At 40.2% G+C, this 15,384-nt stretch carries 15 protein-coding genes and 1 pseudogene; 5 read left to right on the forward strand and 11 right to left on the reverse strand.

Going from position 1 to position 15,384, the window contains the following annotated elements; genetic code table 11:
- The first annotated feature begins 147 nt into the window (after window positions 1–147).
- The 3 genes and pseudogenes from C502_RS0108010 (at window position 148) to C502_RS18195 (ending at window position 1,833) form a co-directional block, all read left to right on the forward strand.
- Window positions 148–540 (forward strand): putative signal transducing protein, encoded by a 393-nt coding sequence (locus C502_RS0108010; RefSeq protein WP_018678317.1) that lies wholly within the window; start codon window positions 148–150, stop codon window positions 538–540.
- A 275-nt stretch (window positions 541–815) separates the two neighbouring features.
- Window positions 816–1,508, forward strand: coding sequence for a tetratricopeptide repeat protein (locus tag C502_RS0108015; protein ID WP_018678318.1), 693 nt, complete (start codon window positions 816–818; stop codon window positions 1,506–1,508).
- A gap of 61 nt (window positions 1,509–1,569) precedes the next feature.
- Window positions 1,570–1,833, forward strand: a pseudogene (locus tag C502_RS18195) (ankyrin repeat domain-containing protein).
- A 212-nt stretch (window positions 1,834–2,045) separates the two neighbouring features.
- Here C502_RS18195 and C502_RS0108030 read toward each other — a convergent pair.
- From C502_RS0108030 to ribF, 5 genes are all read right to left on the reverse strand, one after another.
- The gene (locus C502_RS0108030) at window positions 2,046–2,588 is read right to left on the reverse strand and encodes an NADPH-dependent FMN reductase (protein WP_018678321.1); all 543 of its coding nucleotides are present in this window, start codon (window positions 2,586–2,588) and stop codon (window positions 2,046–2,048) included.
- Between the two features lie 108 nt (window positions 2,589–2,696).
- Window positions 2,697–3,179, reverse strand: coding sequence for an FKBP-type peptidyl-prolyl cis-trans isomerase (locus C502_RS0108035; protein WP_018678322.1), 483 nt, complete (start codon window positions 3,177–3,179; stop codon window positions 2,697–2,699).
- Window position 3,180: 1 nt separating this feature from the next.
- Window positions 3,181–3,711 carry a signal peptidase II gene (gene lspA, locus C502_RS0108040; protein ID WP_018678323.1) on the reverse strand — a complete coding sequence of 177 codons (531 nt, stop codon included), beginning with the start codon at window positions 3,709–3,711 and terminating at the stop codon, window positions 3,181–3,183.
- A complete protein-coding gene (ileS, locus tag C502_RS0108045; protein ID WP_018678324.1) occupies window positions 3,704–6,568 on the reverse strand; it encodes an isoleucine--tRNA ligase in 2,865 nt (954 codons plus the stop codon). Before ileS ends, lspA begins: the two co-directional genes overlap by 8 nt.
- Window positions 6,569–6,628: 60 nt before the next feature.
- Window positions 6,629–7,630 carry a riboflavin biosynthesis protein RibF gene (gene ribF, locus C502_RS0108050; RefSeq protein ID WP_018678325.1) on the reverse strand — a complete coding sequence of 334 codons (1,002 nt, stop codon included), beginning with the start codon at window positions 7,628–7,630 and terminating at the stop codon, window positions 6,629–6,631.
- A 205-nt stretch (window positions 7,631–7,835) separates the two neighbouring features.
- Between ribF and C502_RS0108055 the strand changes: the two genes are divergently transcribed.
- On the forward strand, window positions 7,836–8,969 hold the full coding sequence (locus C502_RS0108055) for a TDT family transporter (RefSeq protein ID WP_018678326.1): 1,134 nt from the start codon (window positions 7,836–7,838) through the stop codon (window positions 8,967–8,969).
- A gap of 364 nt (window positions 8,970–9,333) precedes the next feature.
- A complete protein-coding gene (locus C502_RS0108060; RefSeq protein WP_018678327.1) occupies window positions 9,334–9,900 on the forward strand; it encodes a phosphorylase family protein in 567 nt (188 codons plus the stop codon).
- Between the two features lie 105 nt (window positions 9,901–10,005).
- On the opposite strand, the gene C502_RS0108065 is transcribed toward C502_RS0108060, so the two are convergent.
- The 6 genes from C502_RS0108065 to C502_RS0108090 form a co-directional block, all read right to left on the reverse strand.
- On the reverse strand, window positions 10,006–10,473 hold the full coding sequence (locus C502_RS0108065; protein WP_018678328.1) for an Imm30 family immunity protein: 468 nt from the start codon (window positions 10,471–10,473) through the stop codon (window positions 10,006–10,008).
- Between the two features lie 244 nt (window positions 10,474–10,717).
- Entirely contained in the window at window positions 10,718–11,329 is a 612-nt protein-coding gene (locus C502_RS0108070; RefSeq protein ID WP_018678329.1) for a TetR/AcrR family transcriptional regulator, read from the reverse strand.
- A gap of 240 nt (window positions 11,330–11,569) precedes the next feature.
- On the reverse strand, window positions 11,570–12,370 hold the full coding sequence (locus tag C502_RS0108075; RefSeq protein WP_018678330.1) for an ATP-binding cassette domain-containing protein: 801 nt from the start codon (window positions 12,368–12,370) through the stop codon (window positions 11,570–11,572).
- 12 nt (window positions 12,371–12,382) lie between these two features.
- Complete coding sequence (gene ssuC / locus C502_RS0108080; RefSeq protein WP_018678331.1) at window positions 12,383–13,186, reverse strand: aliphatic sulfonate ABC transporter permease SsuC; 804 nt, start codon at window positions 13,184–13,186, stop codon at window positions 12,383–12,385.
- A complete protein-coding gene (gene ssuD, locus C502_RS0108085; protein WP_018678332.1) occupies window positions 13,183–14,358 on the reverse strand; it encodes an FMNH2-dependent alkanesulfonate monooxygenase in 1,176 nt (391 codons plus the stop codon). The genes ssuC and ssuD overlap by 4 nt, the downstream gene beginning before the upstream one ends.
- A gap of 29 nt (window positions 14,359–14,387) precedes the next feature.
- A complete protein-coding gene (locus C502_RS0108090; protein WP_018678333.1) occupies window positions 14,388–15,374 on the reverse strand; it encodes an aliphatic sulfonate ABC transporter substrate-binding protein in 987 nt (328 codons plus the stop codon).
- Window positions 15,375–15,384 lie beyond the last annotated feature (10 nt).

Below are 15,384 nucleotides of genomic sequence, written 5' to 3' on the forward strand. Positions count from 1 at the left end.
GCGCTGATGGTAGTGTGGCGTTTGCCATGTGAGAGTAAGTCATCGCCAGCTTTTAAACTCTAACACCCCCTAACCTAGCGGTTAGGGGGTGTTTTTTATTGCAGCTAAGTTTCATATACTAGTTGCTTAAGTTTGGAGTTTTCTAATATGGTTTGGATTGTTGTACAAAGCTTCTCTTTCCCATACGAAGCACAAATTGCTAAAACACAATTGGAAGCAGCTGAAATTCCTGCTCGTATTGAAAATGAACATACCATTAATACGGATTGGCTCTATTCTAATGCCTTAGGTGGTGTTCGATTATTAGTACCTGAAATTTATGCTAGTGAAGCAAAAGTTTTGCTTGCACAGGATTTTAGTCATGAACTAGAGCAAGAGTTTGGTTTAAATGAAAGATGCCCAAATTGTGGTAGTAGTGATATACAACCTCATACGGAAGGGAAACGACCTGCTTATTTAGTTTTCTTATTGCTTGGCTTTCCTTTATTTTTTTATAAGAATGGAACTAAATGTCAGCAATGCCAACATTTTTGGAGTTAGCCTCTTAATAAATAATCAAAATTGCAAAAAATATGTGGTATTAATTTGCTGTATGCATGTTATTTATTTTGATTAGCCAATGATAAGAGGGCAGGCAGAACAAAATGTAGATTCCTTAATCTAATTCAGTAAATGTTAGAAAAGGATGGTATCTAACAGTTGGATCTTCATTATTAAATGAGATATATGTACAAAAATAATAGGGTTAGTGAGATAAAACTCACTTCGAATATACTAATATCTTTTTTACATTTATATAGTGATATTTAATTGGCATGAAAAAAAGCTTGTTTGTAGTGGTTATTAGTTTAGGAATTTCAAATATAGTGTTTGCAAGTCATGACTTGCAAACTGGTTTAAATGCTTATTATCAACAGAATTATAAGGTTGCTTTTGTAAGTTTTGAAAAATCCTCAAAAACTGGAAATACCGAAGCAATACACTATTTAGCAAGTTTATACTTCCAAGGGTTAGGTGTCCCAAAGGATGTAGAGAAAGCTTTTAATTTATTTAATCAATCTGCCCAAAAAGGATATGCTCCTTCTTTAGCGAATCTTTCAATTATGTATTTTGAAGGTATTGGAATAAAAAAAGATCCTAAGATGGGTTTTGAGTATACTGAAAAGGCTGCAAATGCAGGAGATTTACAATCTCAATTTAATTTAGGTAATGCATTTCGAACAGGGAACTTTGTTCAAAAGGACTATATAAAAGCTGCGTTTTGGTATGAAAAATCTGCAAAAGCAGGTTATTCTTTTTCTCAAAATGAGTATGGTTTACTATTTGCTCAGGGCTTAGGTGCTGAGCAAGATTATTATAAAGCTTATGCATGGATTAGTGTGTCAGCGGAAACAGGAAATGAACAGGCGATTAAAAACTTAGAGAACTTTACCCAAATTTTTAATATTCAAGAAATGAAGAAGGCTAAGGAACTAGCCGATCAATATAAAAAAGTTTATCTTAAATAAAAATTAGGTATCTATTATGCAACTCAACTCTTTTTCTTCGCTTCCGGAAGGTGATAATTAGATGTTCCTGAGCTTATTCTATTGGGCATCTTTGGGTGACGTGGAACAAGTCGAGCAATGATTGGCAGAGGGTAATGATCTGAACCAGACTAATGATGAAGGCTATAGTGCGCTACAGGCAGCTGCTGAGAATGATTATTTAGTAGCAGTGCAGTGGTGAATGAGTAAAGGGGCAGATGTCGCTTATAAAGGAAAATATACTACGCTGCAGCTTGCTGAAATGGCAGAACATAGCGAAGGGCTTGAATATCTAAGCAGTCTTTAAATCACCAATAAAATAATAGATAAAAAGCAGCCCCATCATCCTGACGGGGCTGCTCCATATTTTGTTTATTGTCGCCGATATCCTATCAACGACATCACATCCAATGTGCTTTCAATGAGACTTCCTGTCTCTGTATGATTCATATATTAGCGATCAAACAGAGTAGGGGATAGACGTGAATCTACCTGATCAATGTACGCCGAGGCTTACAACTAACTGATATTATATTTTTGTAGTTTAGCAATGAGTACTGCTAATCCTTTTACTTCAAATTCATTGGCTTCAAAGTTCTCATCTTTATTGCGTTTAAAGATATCTCGAATTTCAATCACCGCATTGGGATCAACAAGACCTAAGCTCGAGGTTACTTGGCGGATTTGACTCATTGAGCGTGAGCCATTGGTTGAACCGTAGCCGATAAAAGCCGCAGCTTTACCTTGCCATTCTTTACCGACATAGTCCAAGGCATTTTTGAGTGCGGGGCTGTAGCCATGATTATATTCGGGGCTAATAAAGATAAAAGCCTGTGCTTGGGCAATTTTATCTGCCCATTGTTGTTGTTTCGGCTGATCATAGATGCCTGTTGCAGGCGGGTGAGCACCTGCAAAGAGTGGTAAGTCCCATTCTTTAAGATCAACAACTTCAGTTTGAATATCTGACAATGCGAGTTCAGTTGTTGCTTGTTGTACCCAATTGGCGACTTTGATCGCTGTACGACCTTCGCGAACACTACCAACAATAATATAAATGAGCATACTTCAATTCCTATGTGTTATTGCTTTGATTTTAAAAAGTGAATGTCTTTAAATGATCTTATACTTTTCTTTAGCGTTAAAAAAAGCCCTCATTTGAGGACTTCTGTATTACATCAATTTGATGCCTTGCTGACCAGCAGGGGTGACTCTAAAGATTTCCACTTCAAAGGTAATATTTTTGCCTGCAAGGGGATGGTTAAAATCAATTTCCGTAGAGTCATCATTCACTGATCTGACAACCCCAAATAACGTAGCTTTGGCTTTATCTTCAAATTCAATCATATGATCTACAATTGGACGCTGCTCAAATTTAACAGTATCGAAAATTTGAATATTTTCAGCATTCCAAGGACCAAATGCATCTTCAGGTGGTAAATGCACAGTACGACGGTCGCCTGCACGTAAACCAAACAATGCCTTTTCAAAGCCAGGTAATAGGTTACCATCACCAATGATGAGGCTGACAGGTTCTTCACGATTACGTGTATTGTCAATCTCAACACCATTTTCAATTGAAACGGAAAAATGTAAGTCGACTTTTGAGCCATCTTGAATACGAATTTCTTCGTTGGGTTGGATAATTTCAGTCATCTTAAGCATCCGTGTTTTGGTTACGTTTCTTCTCAAGGAAGAAGGTATCAATCAGTAGCAGAATCGTGCCTAAGGTAATGGCACTATCCGCAAGATTGAAGGCAGGGAAATGGTTGTTTTGATAGTACACATGAATGAAGTCGACCACATAGCCTAAGCTGACACGGTCAATCAGATTGCCAATTGCACCGCCTAAAATCAACGCAATTGCCATCGGTAATATGATCATTTTCTTTGGCATACGCATCAGCCAAAAAATGAAAATGATGGATACCACACCTGCTAAAGAGGTGAATAGATAACGTTGCCAACCACCTGCATCAGATAAAAAGCTAAAGGCTGCCCCATGATTATGGAGTAAAGTCCAATTTAAAAAAGGCAGAACAGGAACGGGATCAGCATAATTTAAATGTGAACTTGCAATCCATTTGGTCCATTGATCCAACACAATGGCAAGGACAGAAAGTCCAAGCCAGAGTAAGTTGTGTGGATAGAATTGAAACAAGCCTTTTTTTGCTTGTGTATTAGGCATACTTTCTCACTTCGCCACTGCCAGTGACGTTGACGATACAACGAGCGCATAATCCAGTATGACCAACGTGTGTATTTACATCAGGCAGCACATGCCAGCAACGTACACATTTTTCACCATCTGCTGCTGACACTTGGACACGTAAGCCCGCGAGGTCAGTATTTTCACCTTGTTCAGCATAAGGGTGAACGATGACTTGAGACGTAATCAAGACAAAACGTAATTCATCAGCCAATTGGTTTAACACGGTTTGTAATGCTTCATCTGCCCAAAGTTCAACTTTTGCAGATAAGTTACTGCCGATGAGTTTAGCGTTACGTGCTGCTTCAATCTGTTTGTTTACTGCTGATTTTACGCTAATCAATGTTTGCCAATCTGCTTCAGACAGTAAGTTTGCTGTTGATGCAGTTGGGATGTCATACCATTCAGCGGTAAATACATATTTTCCAGTTTGTTCTGGAATCAATGGCCAAGCTTCTTGTGCGGTGAAGCTCAGGATAGGAGACATCCAACGAACAAAAGCTTGCACGATATGATACAGCGCAGTTTGTGCAGAATGACGTGCTTGTGAATCTGCTTTGGTGGTGTACTGACGATCTTTGATGATGTCGAGATAGAAACCACCTAAGTCATTGATACAGAAGCTCGTCAATGCATTGGTCACAATATGGAAGTTCATCTCTTCATAGGCTTGCTGAATGGTCTTCTGCACTTCAGCCGCACGTTGCAAGATGTATTGATCCAATGCAATCAGTTGGTCGACTGGCAACGCATCTGTCGATGGTTTGAAGCCATTCAAGTTCGCTAACAAGAAACGTAAGGTATTACGGATACGACGATAACCATCTGATGCACGGCTAAAGATTTCTTTACCTGCGGTCATTTCGTAACGATAGTCAGCAGATGCGATCCAGAAGCGTAAGCCATCAGCACCCATATCTTTAATAATGTCTTGTGGGGTGATGATGTTGCCTAATGACTTAGACATCTTACGACCTTTCTCATCCACTACGAAACCGTGAGTAAGTAAGCCTTTATATGGCGCACGTTGATTGATCGCAATTGAGGTGAGCAACGACGATTGGAACCAGCCACGATGTTGGTCTGAACCTTCAAGATATAAGTCTGCTGGATCTTGTAATTCTTCACGTTCACGTAATACTGCGTAATGTGTCGTACCTGAGTCAAACCAAACGTCTAAGGTGTCGCGTACTGCATTATATTGTTCAGCATCCGCACCAATGAAGTCGCTGGCATCACGGTTATACCAACCATCAATCCCTTCTTGCTCGATCAGTTGAGCCACTTCTTCGATCAATTCAGGAGTACGTGGGTGCAAAGCATTGGTGTCTTTGTGTACAAAGAATGGGATTGGCACACCCCAAGTCCGTTGACGAGAAATACACCAATCTGGACGACCTTCAATCATCGATTGAATACGATTTTTACCCCAATCTGGGACAAACTCGATGTCATTTTCAATCGCATTCAAGGCTGTCTGACGTAAACCTTTAGCATCCATGCTGATAAACCATTGAGGTGTCGCACGGAAGATAATTGGGGTTTTATGACGCCAGCAATGAGGATAGCTATGTTTAATTGGCTGATGCGCCCACAGACGTCCGACTGCACCCAAAGCTTCGATAATTTTTGGATTGGCTTTGTAAATGTGCTCGCCTGCAAAAATCGGTGCAGTTGGTAAATATACGCCATTACCACCGACTGGATTTTCAACTTTTAAGTTATACAGTAAGCCCACTTTATAGTCGTCTACACCATGCCCAGGAGCGGTATGTACGGCACCTGTACCACTGGTTGCGATAACATGTTCGCCTAAGATCACAGGCACTTGGCGATCCGAGATTAATGGATGTTGTAATAATAGACCTTCTAAGTCTTTACCCATAAAGGTTGGGTATGTAGCATTTATTTCAATAATCGAAGGATTAAATTTTTGATACCTTTCAATAATGTCGAAAAAGAGATCTGAAGCAACGAGTAAATATTTACGGGTATCTTTGATAACAAGTTCAATCAACCCATATTCTATATCTGGATGGAGTGCAACAGCTTGGTTTGCAGGAAGTGTCCAAGGGGTAGTAGTCCAAATAACTATCTGAATATCATCATTACTTTTAATGCCTGGATATCCAGTTCTTTTTGCAAAGTCATCGATGTCCACTATACTAAAACCGACATCAATCGCATCAGATTTTTTATCTTCGTATTCAACTTCTGCTTCTGCGAGTGCAGAACCACAGTCTAAACACCAGTTCACAGGTTTTAAGCCGGGTTCGATATGACCTGCTTTGGCAATTGCACCAAGTGAACGAACAATGTCTGCTTCTTGTTTGAAGTTCATGGTGAGGTATGGATTATCCCAATCACCAAACACGCCCATGCGCACGAAGTCTTTCTTTTGTAATTCAACTTGTGTGTATGCATATTCGCGACACGCTTTACGGAAAGTAGAGGCATCTACTTTTACGCCAACTTTACCGACTTTTTCTTCGACTTTCAGTTCGATGGGTAAACCGTGACAATCCCAACCCGGTACGTATGGTGCATCAAAACCATCCATGACACGGCTTTTGATAATGATATCTTTTAAGACTTTATTCACCGCATGACCCAAATGGATTTGACCATTGGCATAAGGAGGGCCGTCATGAAGCACATATTTTTTCTTGCCAATACGCGATGCACGAATCTGCTGATAAATGTTGTCGGCATACCACTCTTCTAACCATTTGGCTTCACGCACAGCCAAATTTGCTTTCATGGCAAATTCAGTATCTGGCAAATTGAGTGTGGCTTTATAATCCACTGCATTTTCAGGAGTTTGCTTATCGCTCATGCAAGTTTTCTTCCAGTTTTATCAGTCTAAACTGACATGTATTACAAATGAAATTTAAGTTTAAAAAGGAAATTTAGTTGTGTGATTACGATAGTCTCGTAATTTTTGCACATCATCATCGATTCCAGCTTTGAGTGCTTCAAGCGAAGGGTAATTCAGCTCACCATGTAAATAGTGAAGAAAAGTGACCCGCATCAATAAGCCATACAGATTAGCAGAAACATCAGGGAAATGTACTTCTAATCGCCATTCTGGGTGATCTTGTTTAATGGCTGGACGTGTCCCCACATGACCTGCACCAAACAAACTGTCGCTTTGATATCCTGCGATACCGTTGAGGGCAGGATCTGTATGTTTTATTTTTGCTGTGAGTGATGCATTTTCACACATCACATCCACTGCATAAATCCCGTTTAAGCAGGGTTTATGGCGGTTCAAACGCACATTAATGGTTGGAAAATCAAGGGTACGACCAATTTGATCACCATATTGCACCCGACCCGTGATGCTATAAGGACGACCCAATAATTTAGCCGCTAAAGCCAGATCACCTGCTTGTAAAACCTGACGAATACGCGTTGAACTGACACGTTCATCATTTAAAGCGACGGTATTTAAATTGGTGACATCAAAACCGTAATTGCGTAAGAATTCACTGTTGCCTTGCCGATCTTTGCCAAAATGGAAGTCATCACCCAGTACCAAATTTTGTGCATTGAGTTTTAATTTAAGTAGGTCTGCAAATTCTGTCGCATTCAAACTTCTAAAATATTGATCAAACTTTGCAATAGCAATGTAGTCCACACCCAGCTCGGTTAAATATTCTACTTTTTCTCTGAGCGAGCTAATGCGTGGAGGAGCTTCATAACCCTTAAAAAATTCAAGCGGTTGTGGCTCAAAAATCATCACTAAGGTTTTTAAGCCTTGGCGTGTAGCCAATGTTTTGAGTTGGGCAATCATCGCTTGATGTCCTAAATGGACACCATCAAAATTGCCAATCGTTACCGCTGTTGGAGGTAACTGAAAATCTGGCGATAATGCGTTGAGACGAAGCAACTTCATGGGCGTTAAATACAGTGATTTTGCAAAGGCTATATATTGCCATATTCTCAGCGTTTCGTCTTGTTGTTGTGTTTTTACACAGAAAAATTTCAATATTTAAAGTTTTATATCAATTTTATTTATTCATTAAATAAATATAAATCAATTTTTCTTATTTAAATGTTGCTCTAAGATGGTCACATAGTCGCTTGATATTGAGAAAGAGATGAAAAAGCCGTTTTATCAGCTAGAACAAACGAGAGATGTGATTCGCCATTTTACCCCAAACTGGTTTACTGCAACCATGGGCACAGGTGTGGTAGCGATGATTTTAGCACAGCTGCCTTTCGCTTCATCGGTCTTATTTATGCTTGCGACTAAACTATGGCAGTTCAATATCCTGTTATTTACCGTGTTCAGTGTACTTTATGCTTTACGTTGGATTTTGTTTCCGACAGAAGCCAAGCAGATTTTTACTCATCCTAATATGAGTTTATTTTTGGGTGCAATCCCAATGGGCTTAGCCACCATTGCCAATGGTTTCCTCAGTTTTGGAACACATTTATATGGTGATATTGCCATTCAGATTGCCACTTACCTTTGGTATATCGATGTTGTTCTTGCAGTAGTGATTGCGTGGGTGGTGCCATTCTGTATGTTTAGCTGCCAAGATCATCACTTACATCGCATGACGGCAGTTTGGTTGTTACCGATTGTGGCGTGTGAGGTTGCTGCGAGTTCAGCAGGGCTTTTGTTACAGCATTTGGCGGCTGATCAACATGCGCTGTATATTTTGATCACAGGCTATGTCTTGTGGGGTATTTCTGTATTACCCGCTTTTGCGATCTTGACCATCTTGATGCTGCGTTTGGCTTTACACCAATTGCCTGAGAAAGAAGTTGCGATTTCAAGCTGGCTTTGTTTAGGGCCGATTGGAACAGGTGCGTTGGCGTTATTATTGTTGGGTGAACAAGCACCACGTATTATGCAAGCGATGGGTTTTGATGGCTTAGCAATGTTGCTCCCAGCTTTAGGTATTGTCGCTAGTCTAGTGCTATTAGGTTTTGGCTTATGGTGGTTTGGAATTGCGATTTTAACCACACTGCGCCATGCACGAACAGGTATTCCATTTAACTTGGGTTGGTGGGGATTAACCTTTCCATTTGGTGTCTTTATCTTGGCGATCTTTAACTTAGCACATCAGTTACATGTCGATTTCTTACAGTATATTGCTGTCGCTTTAAGTGTTCTTCTTGTTGGTTTGTGGGCATTGGTGATGAAAAAAACACTGGCAGGGGCGTATAGTGGTCAATTATTTTTCGCTCCTTGTTTGATCAACTTGCAGCAGAAGATGCAATAATATCGAGGTGTGCTTTAGCACACCTTTTATGTAACCTGAGTTCGGTTTATATCTTTAGTTTTTTAAAAACAATTATCTTGATGGAATCTTATTTGTTCTCATCCAATTTCAGGATAAACCTTCGGTTCGACTTACTTTTGTTTCGGCATGAGCAGCAAAGCTGCGCAAGAGCAACCATCTTGCGCAGCTTTGCTGCTCACCGCAAAACTCGTTGACTACCATCAACTACTAGTTGAAAGAGTCGCAGAAACAACTCCTTATAAATGGAGCCCTGTCTCGAACAGTTGCGGACGACATTTCCGAGTATCATGTTTTCTGTTAAATTCAGGCTATGTTTGTTTATTTTGATTGAAAAGAGTCCTTTATGAATGCTGATGTTGCTCTGATTATGGCTTTGCCGAATGAATCTAAAGGTTTGTTTGAACAAGCAGGAATTGACGTTCATTACAGTGGAATTGGCAAGATTAATGCGGCATTCAAAGCTTTTGAGGTAATTCAAAAAACAGATTGTAAGACTTTGATTAATTTAGGCAGTGCAGGCAGTTCACATTTTGATGCGCATAGTCTGGTTGAAGTCACTACCTTTGTGCAGCGTGATATGGATGTTTCACCTTTGGGATTCGCTGTTGGTGTTACGCCAATGGATGATGAAATTCCTGCGGATATTCATGCACAACCACATTTTGATCATCTACCAAAAGGGACTTGTGGTACAGGTGACTCTTTTGAAACAGGTATACCCAAAGTAAGTTGTAACCTTGTTGATATGGAGGCTTATGCTTTAGCCAAAGTGTGTCAAAAGCTCGGAGTGCGTTTGATTTCAGTCAAATATATTAGCGATGGTGCGAATGACACGGCTCATTTAGATTGGGAAGAGAATCTATTGGTTGGGGCGCAAAAACTATTGGCGTTGTATCAAGCGCATTTTTAAAGGCAAAGGTCTAACGCTGTAGTGTGTATGGGTAAACTTTGGATTGCCATTATGTTGTTGAAATTAAAATATTTTTTATGTTAATTCCGTATGAAACCTATTATATTAAATAGTATTTACTGCTCTCATTAACGGAATTATTTTCTCAGAGCATTTAGGTTTTTCCTCATTAATGCGCTGTAAAAGAAATAAAATTGAATTTTTTATTGCTGGGGTAGTTAAAGAAACTTTTTCAATTATACATTTTCTTGCGATATCACTATTTAATATTCTTATAAGTAAAATAGTAGTCCAATAAGGTGACTTAGATACTAAATATGGAAATTCATTAATGATTTCATGTATATAAACATCATCATCAAATGATTCGATACTATGTATAATTGAAAATATAGCTTCGTCATTTTGAGCATTATCTTCAAGTAATCGAGCAAGTGGACGAATAACTAAATAGTTGTTAAAAGCCATGATTTCAGCAAGCTTATTATCAATATCTTTTACATTACTAAAATGATTCATTTGAATTTCTTTAGTTAGGTTGTTTATTGCTTGTTCAAGTGTATGAGTCGTCATAATTATAAATTCCTAAATATTCAATCGTACGAAAAAGATCTATAAAAATAGGATGCTATTCCATAGTCATTCTTTAACGTACCTAAAATTAACATAATACGCCTTACATGCTTCATAAGTATCACGATCTTAGCGCACAAGAACAGTTTTTTCGTCATCCATTTAACATTAAAAAAGCGACTCACAAAGTCGCTTTTTTAATGTATTTCAATCGCTAAAAGTAAGGCTTTTAACGAAAGAAAATTTAGCGTGGTAATACGCCGTAGAGCATCAAATGAACAGTGTGTTCGATAGTACGTTGATACATACTACGGTTACGCAAGGTTTTGCCCGTAACCATTTCCATTTGGGTTGCGAAATCCGCATAGTTTTGCGTAATTGCCCAAATATTAATAATTAACAATTCAGGGTCAATTTCTGCTGATAATTTACCTTGCTCTTGCCAAGTTTGAATCACTTTAGTTTTGCGTTTAAAAAGCTTTTTTAACGGCCCTTTTAAAATAGGCAGGATATGTGGCGCACCTTGAATAATCTCTAAGGCAAACAAACGAGAAGCCTTCGGTTGATCGCGCGAGCTTTCAAGTTTTTGAATCAAGTAGTTCGTCAGAGCTTCAGTCGGTTCAAGCTCTACTTCTAAGATTTGTAAAGGTGCGAGCCATTTTTGCAGTACAGTTGTGAGTACTTCAACATAAAGCGACTCTTTATTTTCATAATAATAGAAAATATTGGATTTATGCATATTTGCGAGTTGTGCAATCTCATCGAGACTAGCACCACTGAATCCATAGACGGAAAAAACATCGAGGGCAGCATTCAGCAGTTGATTGCGCTTTTGTGTACTTTTTTTCTGTTCCATCTGTGAGCTTGATTCAAAAAATGTCCTTGACATTGTAAGATAAATAGTCAGATTTGTGCACTATCACACAGTTTTTTTATCGAAAAATCTTTTGCGTTCGGTTGAATCGTTGCGATGTATTTGATAATTATTGAAATCTAAAATTGCTCATACATATTTTGTAAATAATTTGCTCTACCCCCGTAGATCAGAAATGCATTTTTGCTTTTTTATGGTGCAGATTGTGAGGGCAGATGCGGTTTAAGTTGCCAAAACCGCATCTAGTACTTGTTGTTCGAGTTGTGCAAATGCAATACTTTTTTTACGTGGTCGTGGCAGATTGACCTGAAAATTATGTGCAATATGTCCTTGATCTAGCAAAATAATTCGATCCGCCAATTGCACTGCCTCACTGACATCATGAGTGACCAACAGCGCAGTGAAGCCTTGCTCTGTCCACAGACGTTCGATGAGGCTTTGCATTTCTAAACGCGTCAATGCATCTAGCGCACCTAAAGGTTCATCAAGCAATAAGATTCGTGGCGAATGTGATAAAGCACGTGCTAGGGCTGCACGTTGGCGTTGTCCCCCCGAAAGTTGGGTTGGCCATTGTGTCGCTTTATCCTTTAAGCCCACTTTTTCGAGTAAGCTTTCAGCAAGAGGGTGTTGGGCTTTTGGCAAACCTAATTGCACATTTTGTAAAATATTTTTCCAAGGGAGTAAGCGTGGATCTTGGAACATAACGCGAATATCATCATTGCCAATGCCTTCACGAAAATTTCGTACAGACTGGAATTTAATTTCACCATAACTGGCTTTTTCAAGTTGGGCAATCAGGCGGAGGAGGGTGCTTTTGCCACAACCACTGCGACCCACGATTGCCACAAATTCACCTGCTTGAATATTCAAATCTAAGTCTTCAAGAACTTTGACGTCACCATAAAATTTATATAGCTGTTCAATCAGAATATTGGCACCATGGGTATTGATTGCTGAATTTGGTTTTTCAGCATCAATAACAGGTTGGATCAAACCATTGTTGTAAAAATTTAAATTACTCATCTGTATATCCTTTTATTTTTGATAACCTGCATGCCAACGCAATAAATAACGCTCCAAGCCTCGTGCTAATACATCAGCCAGTTTTCCGAGTATGGCGTAGAGCAAGATGCCGACCAAAACGATATCCGTTTGTAAAAACTCACGTGCATTCATGGTCATATAACCGATTCCAGCTTGAGCGGAAATCGTTTCTGCCACGATGAGCAGTACCCAAACCAAACCTAAAGCAAAGCGAAGTCCCACTAAAATAGAGGGCATTGCACTTGGCAAAATAATCTCTTTATAGAGCTGCCAGCGGTTTAGCCCATAGCTTTTGCCCATTTCAATCAGTTGTGGATCGACAGAACGGATACCATGATAAGTATTGATATAAATTGGGAAAAATACGCCTACAGCGACCAAAAATAGTTTGGCAGTTTCATCAATCCCAAACCATAAAATCACCAGTGGAATGAGCGCTAATGCAGGAATATTGCGGATCATTTGCAGTGTGGTATCTAATAAGGTGGAAGCAATCCGTGATGAACCATTCAGTAGTCCTAGAACCAGTCCTAAACCGCCGCCCACCAATAAGCCAAGTAAGGCACGACCTGCACTGACTTTGACATGATGCCAAAGTTCGCCACTGATCAGTAAATGCCAAAAAGCACTGACCACAGCCGTTGGAGCAGGTAACACGCGACTTTGTAATAAACCTGAACTTGATGCAATTTGCCAAATCATGAGCAGTAAAATGGGAACAAGCCAAGGAAGCAGACTTTTTCCAAAATGCCTTGTTCCACGTGAAACATCATCCAAAAAGACTTTTGCGCTCATGCTGTCTCCTTAGCCAAACTTTTTGAATCTTTGACTTCGGGTACATAGTTATTGGCAATGATCTCCCCAAAAGGTCCTGTTAAATGTGGCTGTGCCAGTTTTTCGCGTGTTTTCAGTGGCAATAATGGAAACACTAATTCAGCAAAGCGGATGGATTCTTCTAAATGTGGATAGCCTGAGAAAATAAAGGTATCAATTCCCAAATCTGCATATTCTTGGATACGTGCAGCAACGGTTTCAGGATCACCTACTAAAGCAGTGCCTGCACCGCCACGCACTAAACCAATGCCTGCCCATAAATTCGGTGAGATTTCTAATTGATCTTTGCGTCCGCCGTGCAAAGCGGCCATACGTTGCTGACCGACAGAGTCCATTTCTGCGAATTTCTTCTGCGCTGCGGCAATGGTGGCATCATCTAAATATTGAATCAGTTCATCGGCAGCAGCCCAAGCCTGCTTATTGGTCTCACGAACAATGACATGCAAGCGAATACCATAATTCAGGGTGCGTCCTTTGGCTGCGGCTTTTGTCTTTAAATGGTCTATTTTTTCTTTTACTGCCGCAGGCGGTTCACCCCAAGTTAAATAAGTATCGACTTGTTCGGCTGCAAGTTCAGTCGCGTCTGCGGATGATCCACCAAACCAAAGTGGTGGATAAGGTTTTTGAACAGGAGGATAAAGGAGTTTGGCATCATCGACACTGAGTCGCTCGCCATGAAACGTAAAAGATTCATCTGTATGAGAACGGGTCAGAATTTCACGCCAAATTTTGACATATTCAGATGCAGTCTGATAACGAGTACGATGGTCTTCATATAATCCATCTCCTTTAAGTTCTTGTTCATCACCACCTGTCACAAGGTTCAATAAAACACGACCATTGGAGAGGCGGTCAAAAGTGGCTGCCATACGGGCAGCAAGCGCTGGTGTGGTGATACCTGGACGTAGTGCCACCAAGAATTTGAGTTGTTTGGTGGCATCAATCAGGCTTGCCGCCGTGATCCATGGATCTTCACAAGAACGACCTGTTGGGATCAGTACACCATCATAACCAAGGTTGTCGACAGCAACAGCAATCTGTTTCATATAAGCATGATCGACTTGACGTGCGCCCTTGCTGGTGCCTAAGTAACGACTATCACCGTGAGTGGGAATAAACCAGAAGATATTCATGTCGATGTTCCTTATAAAAATGAAAACGTTTATTTGGTTGTCCAAACACTTTGTTGGATATCAATTTTTGTTGGGATAAGCTGTTCCTGTGTAAATAAATCCGCGATTTGTTGCTGATTTTTCACAACCTCGGCGTTAATAGTGCGTACAGGTGATGGCTTTGGGCGTTTGGCTAAAACACGTTGGGCGATTGGTGTACTCAGTCCTGTACTTTGTGCATAAATCTGTAAAGCTTGATCCTGATGTTGCACAATCCATTGGTCTGCGGTGTTGACGCTATTCACCAGTTTTTGTGCAGAATCTGGATGTTTCTGGATAAAGTCAGGATTGCCGATATAAAAAGAATATGTGGTGGGAAAAGCAGTTCCATCCACCAAGGTTTTGGTATGTCCTTGTAGTTCTGCTGTACCTAAGTAGGGTTCCCAAATTACCCAAGCATCAACAGCCTGCTTATCAAAAGCAGCGCGTGCATCTGCTGGAGGCAACCAAATTGGCTGAATGTCTTGCCAAGTTAAACCAGCCTTTTGTAGCGTCTTGGCTAATAATTCATGGGCACTTGACCCTTTTTGCACCGCAATTCGCTTTCCTTTTAAGCCTTGTAGCGTCTTAATATTTCCCTGAGCATGAACCAAAACGGCTTGTGCAGTCGGCGCAACGACTTCATAGGCGACATAACTTAACGGTTTTGCAGCAGCTTGGGCGAATATTGGTGGCGTGTTACCGACATAACCAAAATCAACAGCACCCACGGCCAGAGCTTCTAACATTTGCGGTCCAGCTGGAAATTCACGCCATTCAATTTTTGAATTGGGAAACGCTTGCTCAAAAAGTTTTTGTTGTTTAGCAACTAACAAATTAAGCGATGCTTTTTGGAAGCCAATCGAGAGAGTCGTAACCGCTGCGGGTTTTGTCGTACTGGCGCTATCCACTGACTGAGATTCAGACTTTTGGCACCCACCCAGTACACATGCGCCAATCGTTAGACCTATTGCAGACAACTTAGAAACGAATATCATATTTTCTCCA

The organism is Acinetobacter tjernbergiae DSM 14971 = CIP 107465, from assembly GCF_000374425.1.
GTDB lineage: Bacteria > Pseudomonadota > Gammaproteobacteria > Pseudomonadales > Moraxellaceae > Acinetobacter > Acinetobacter tjernbergiae.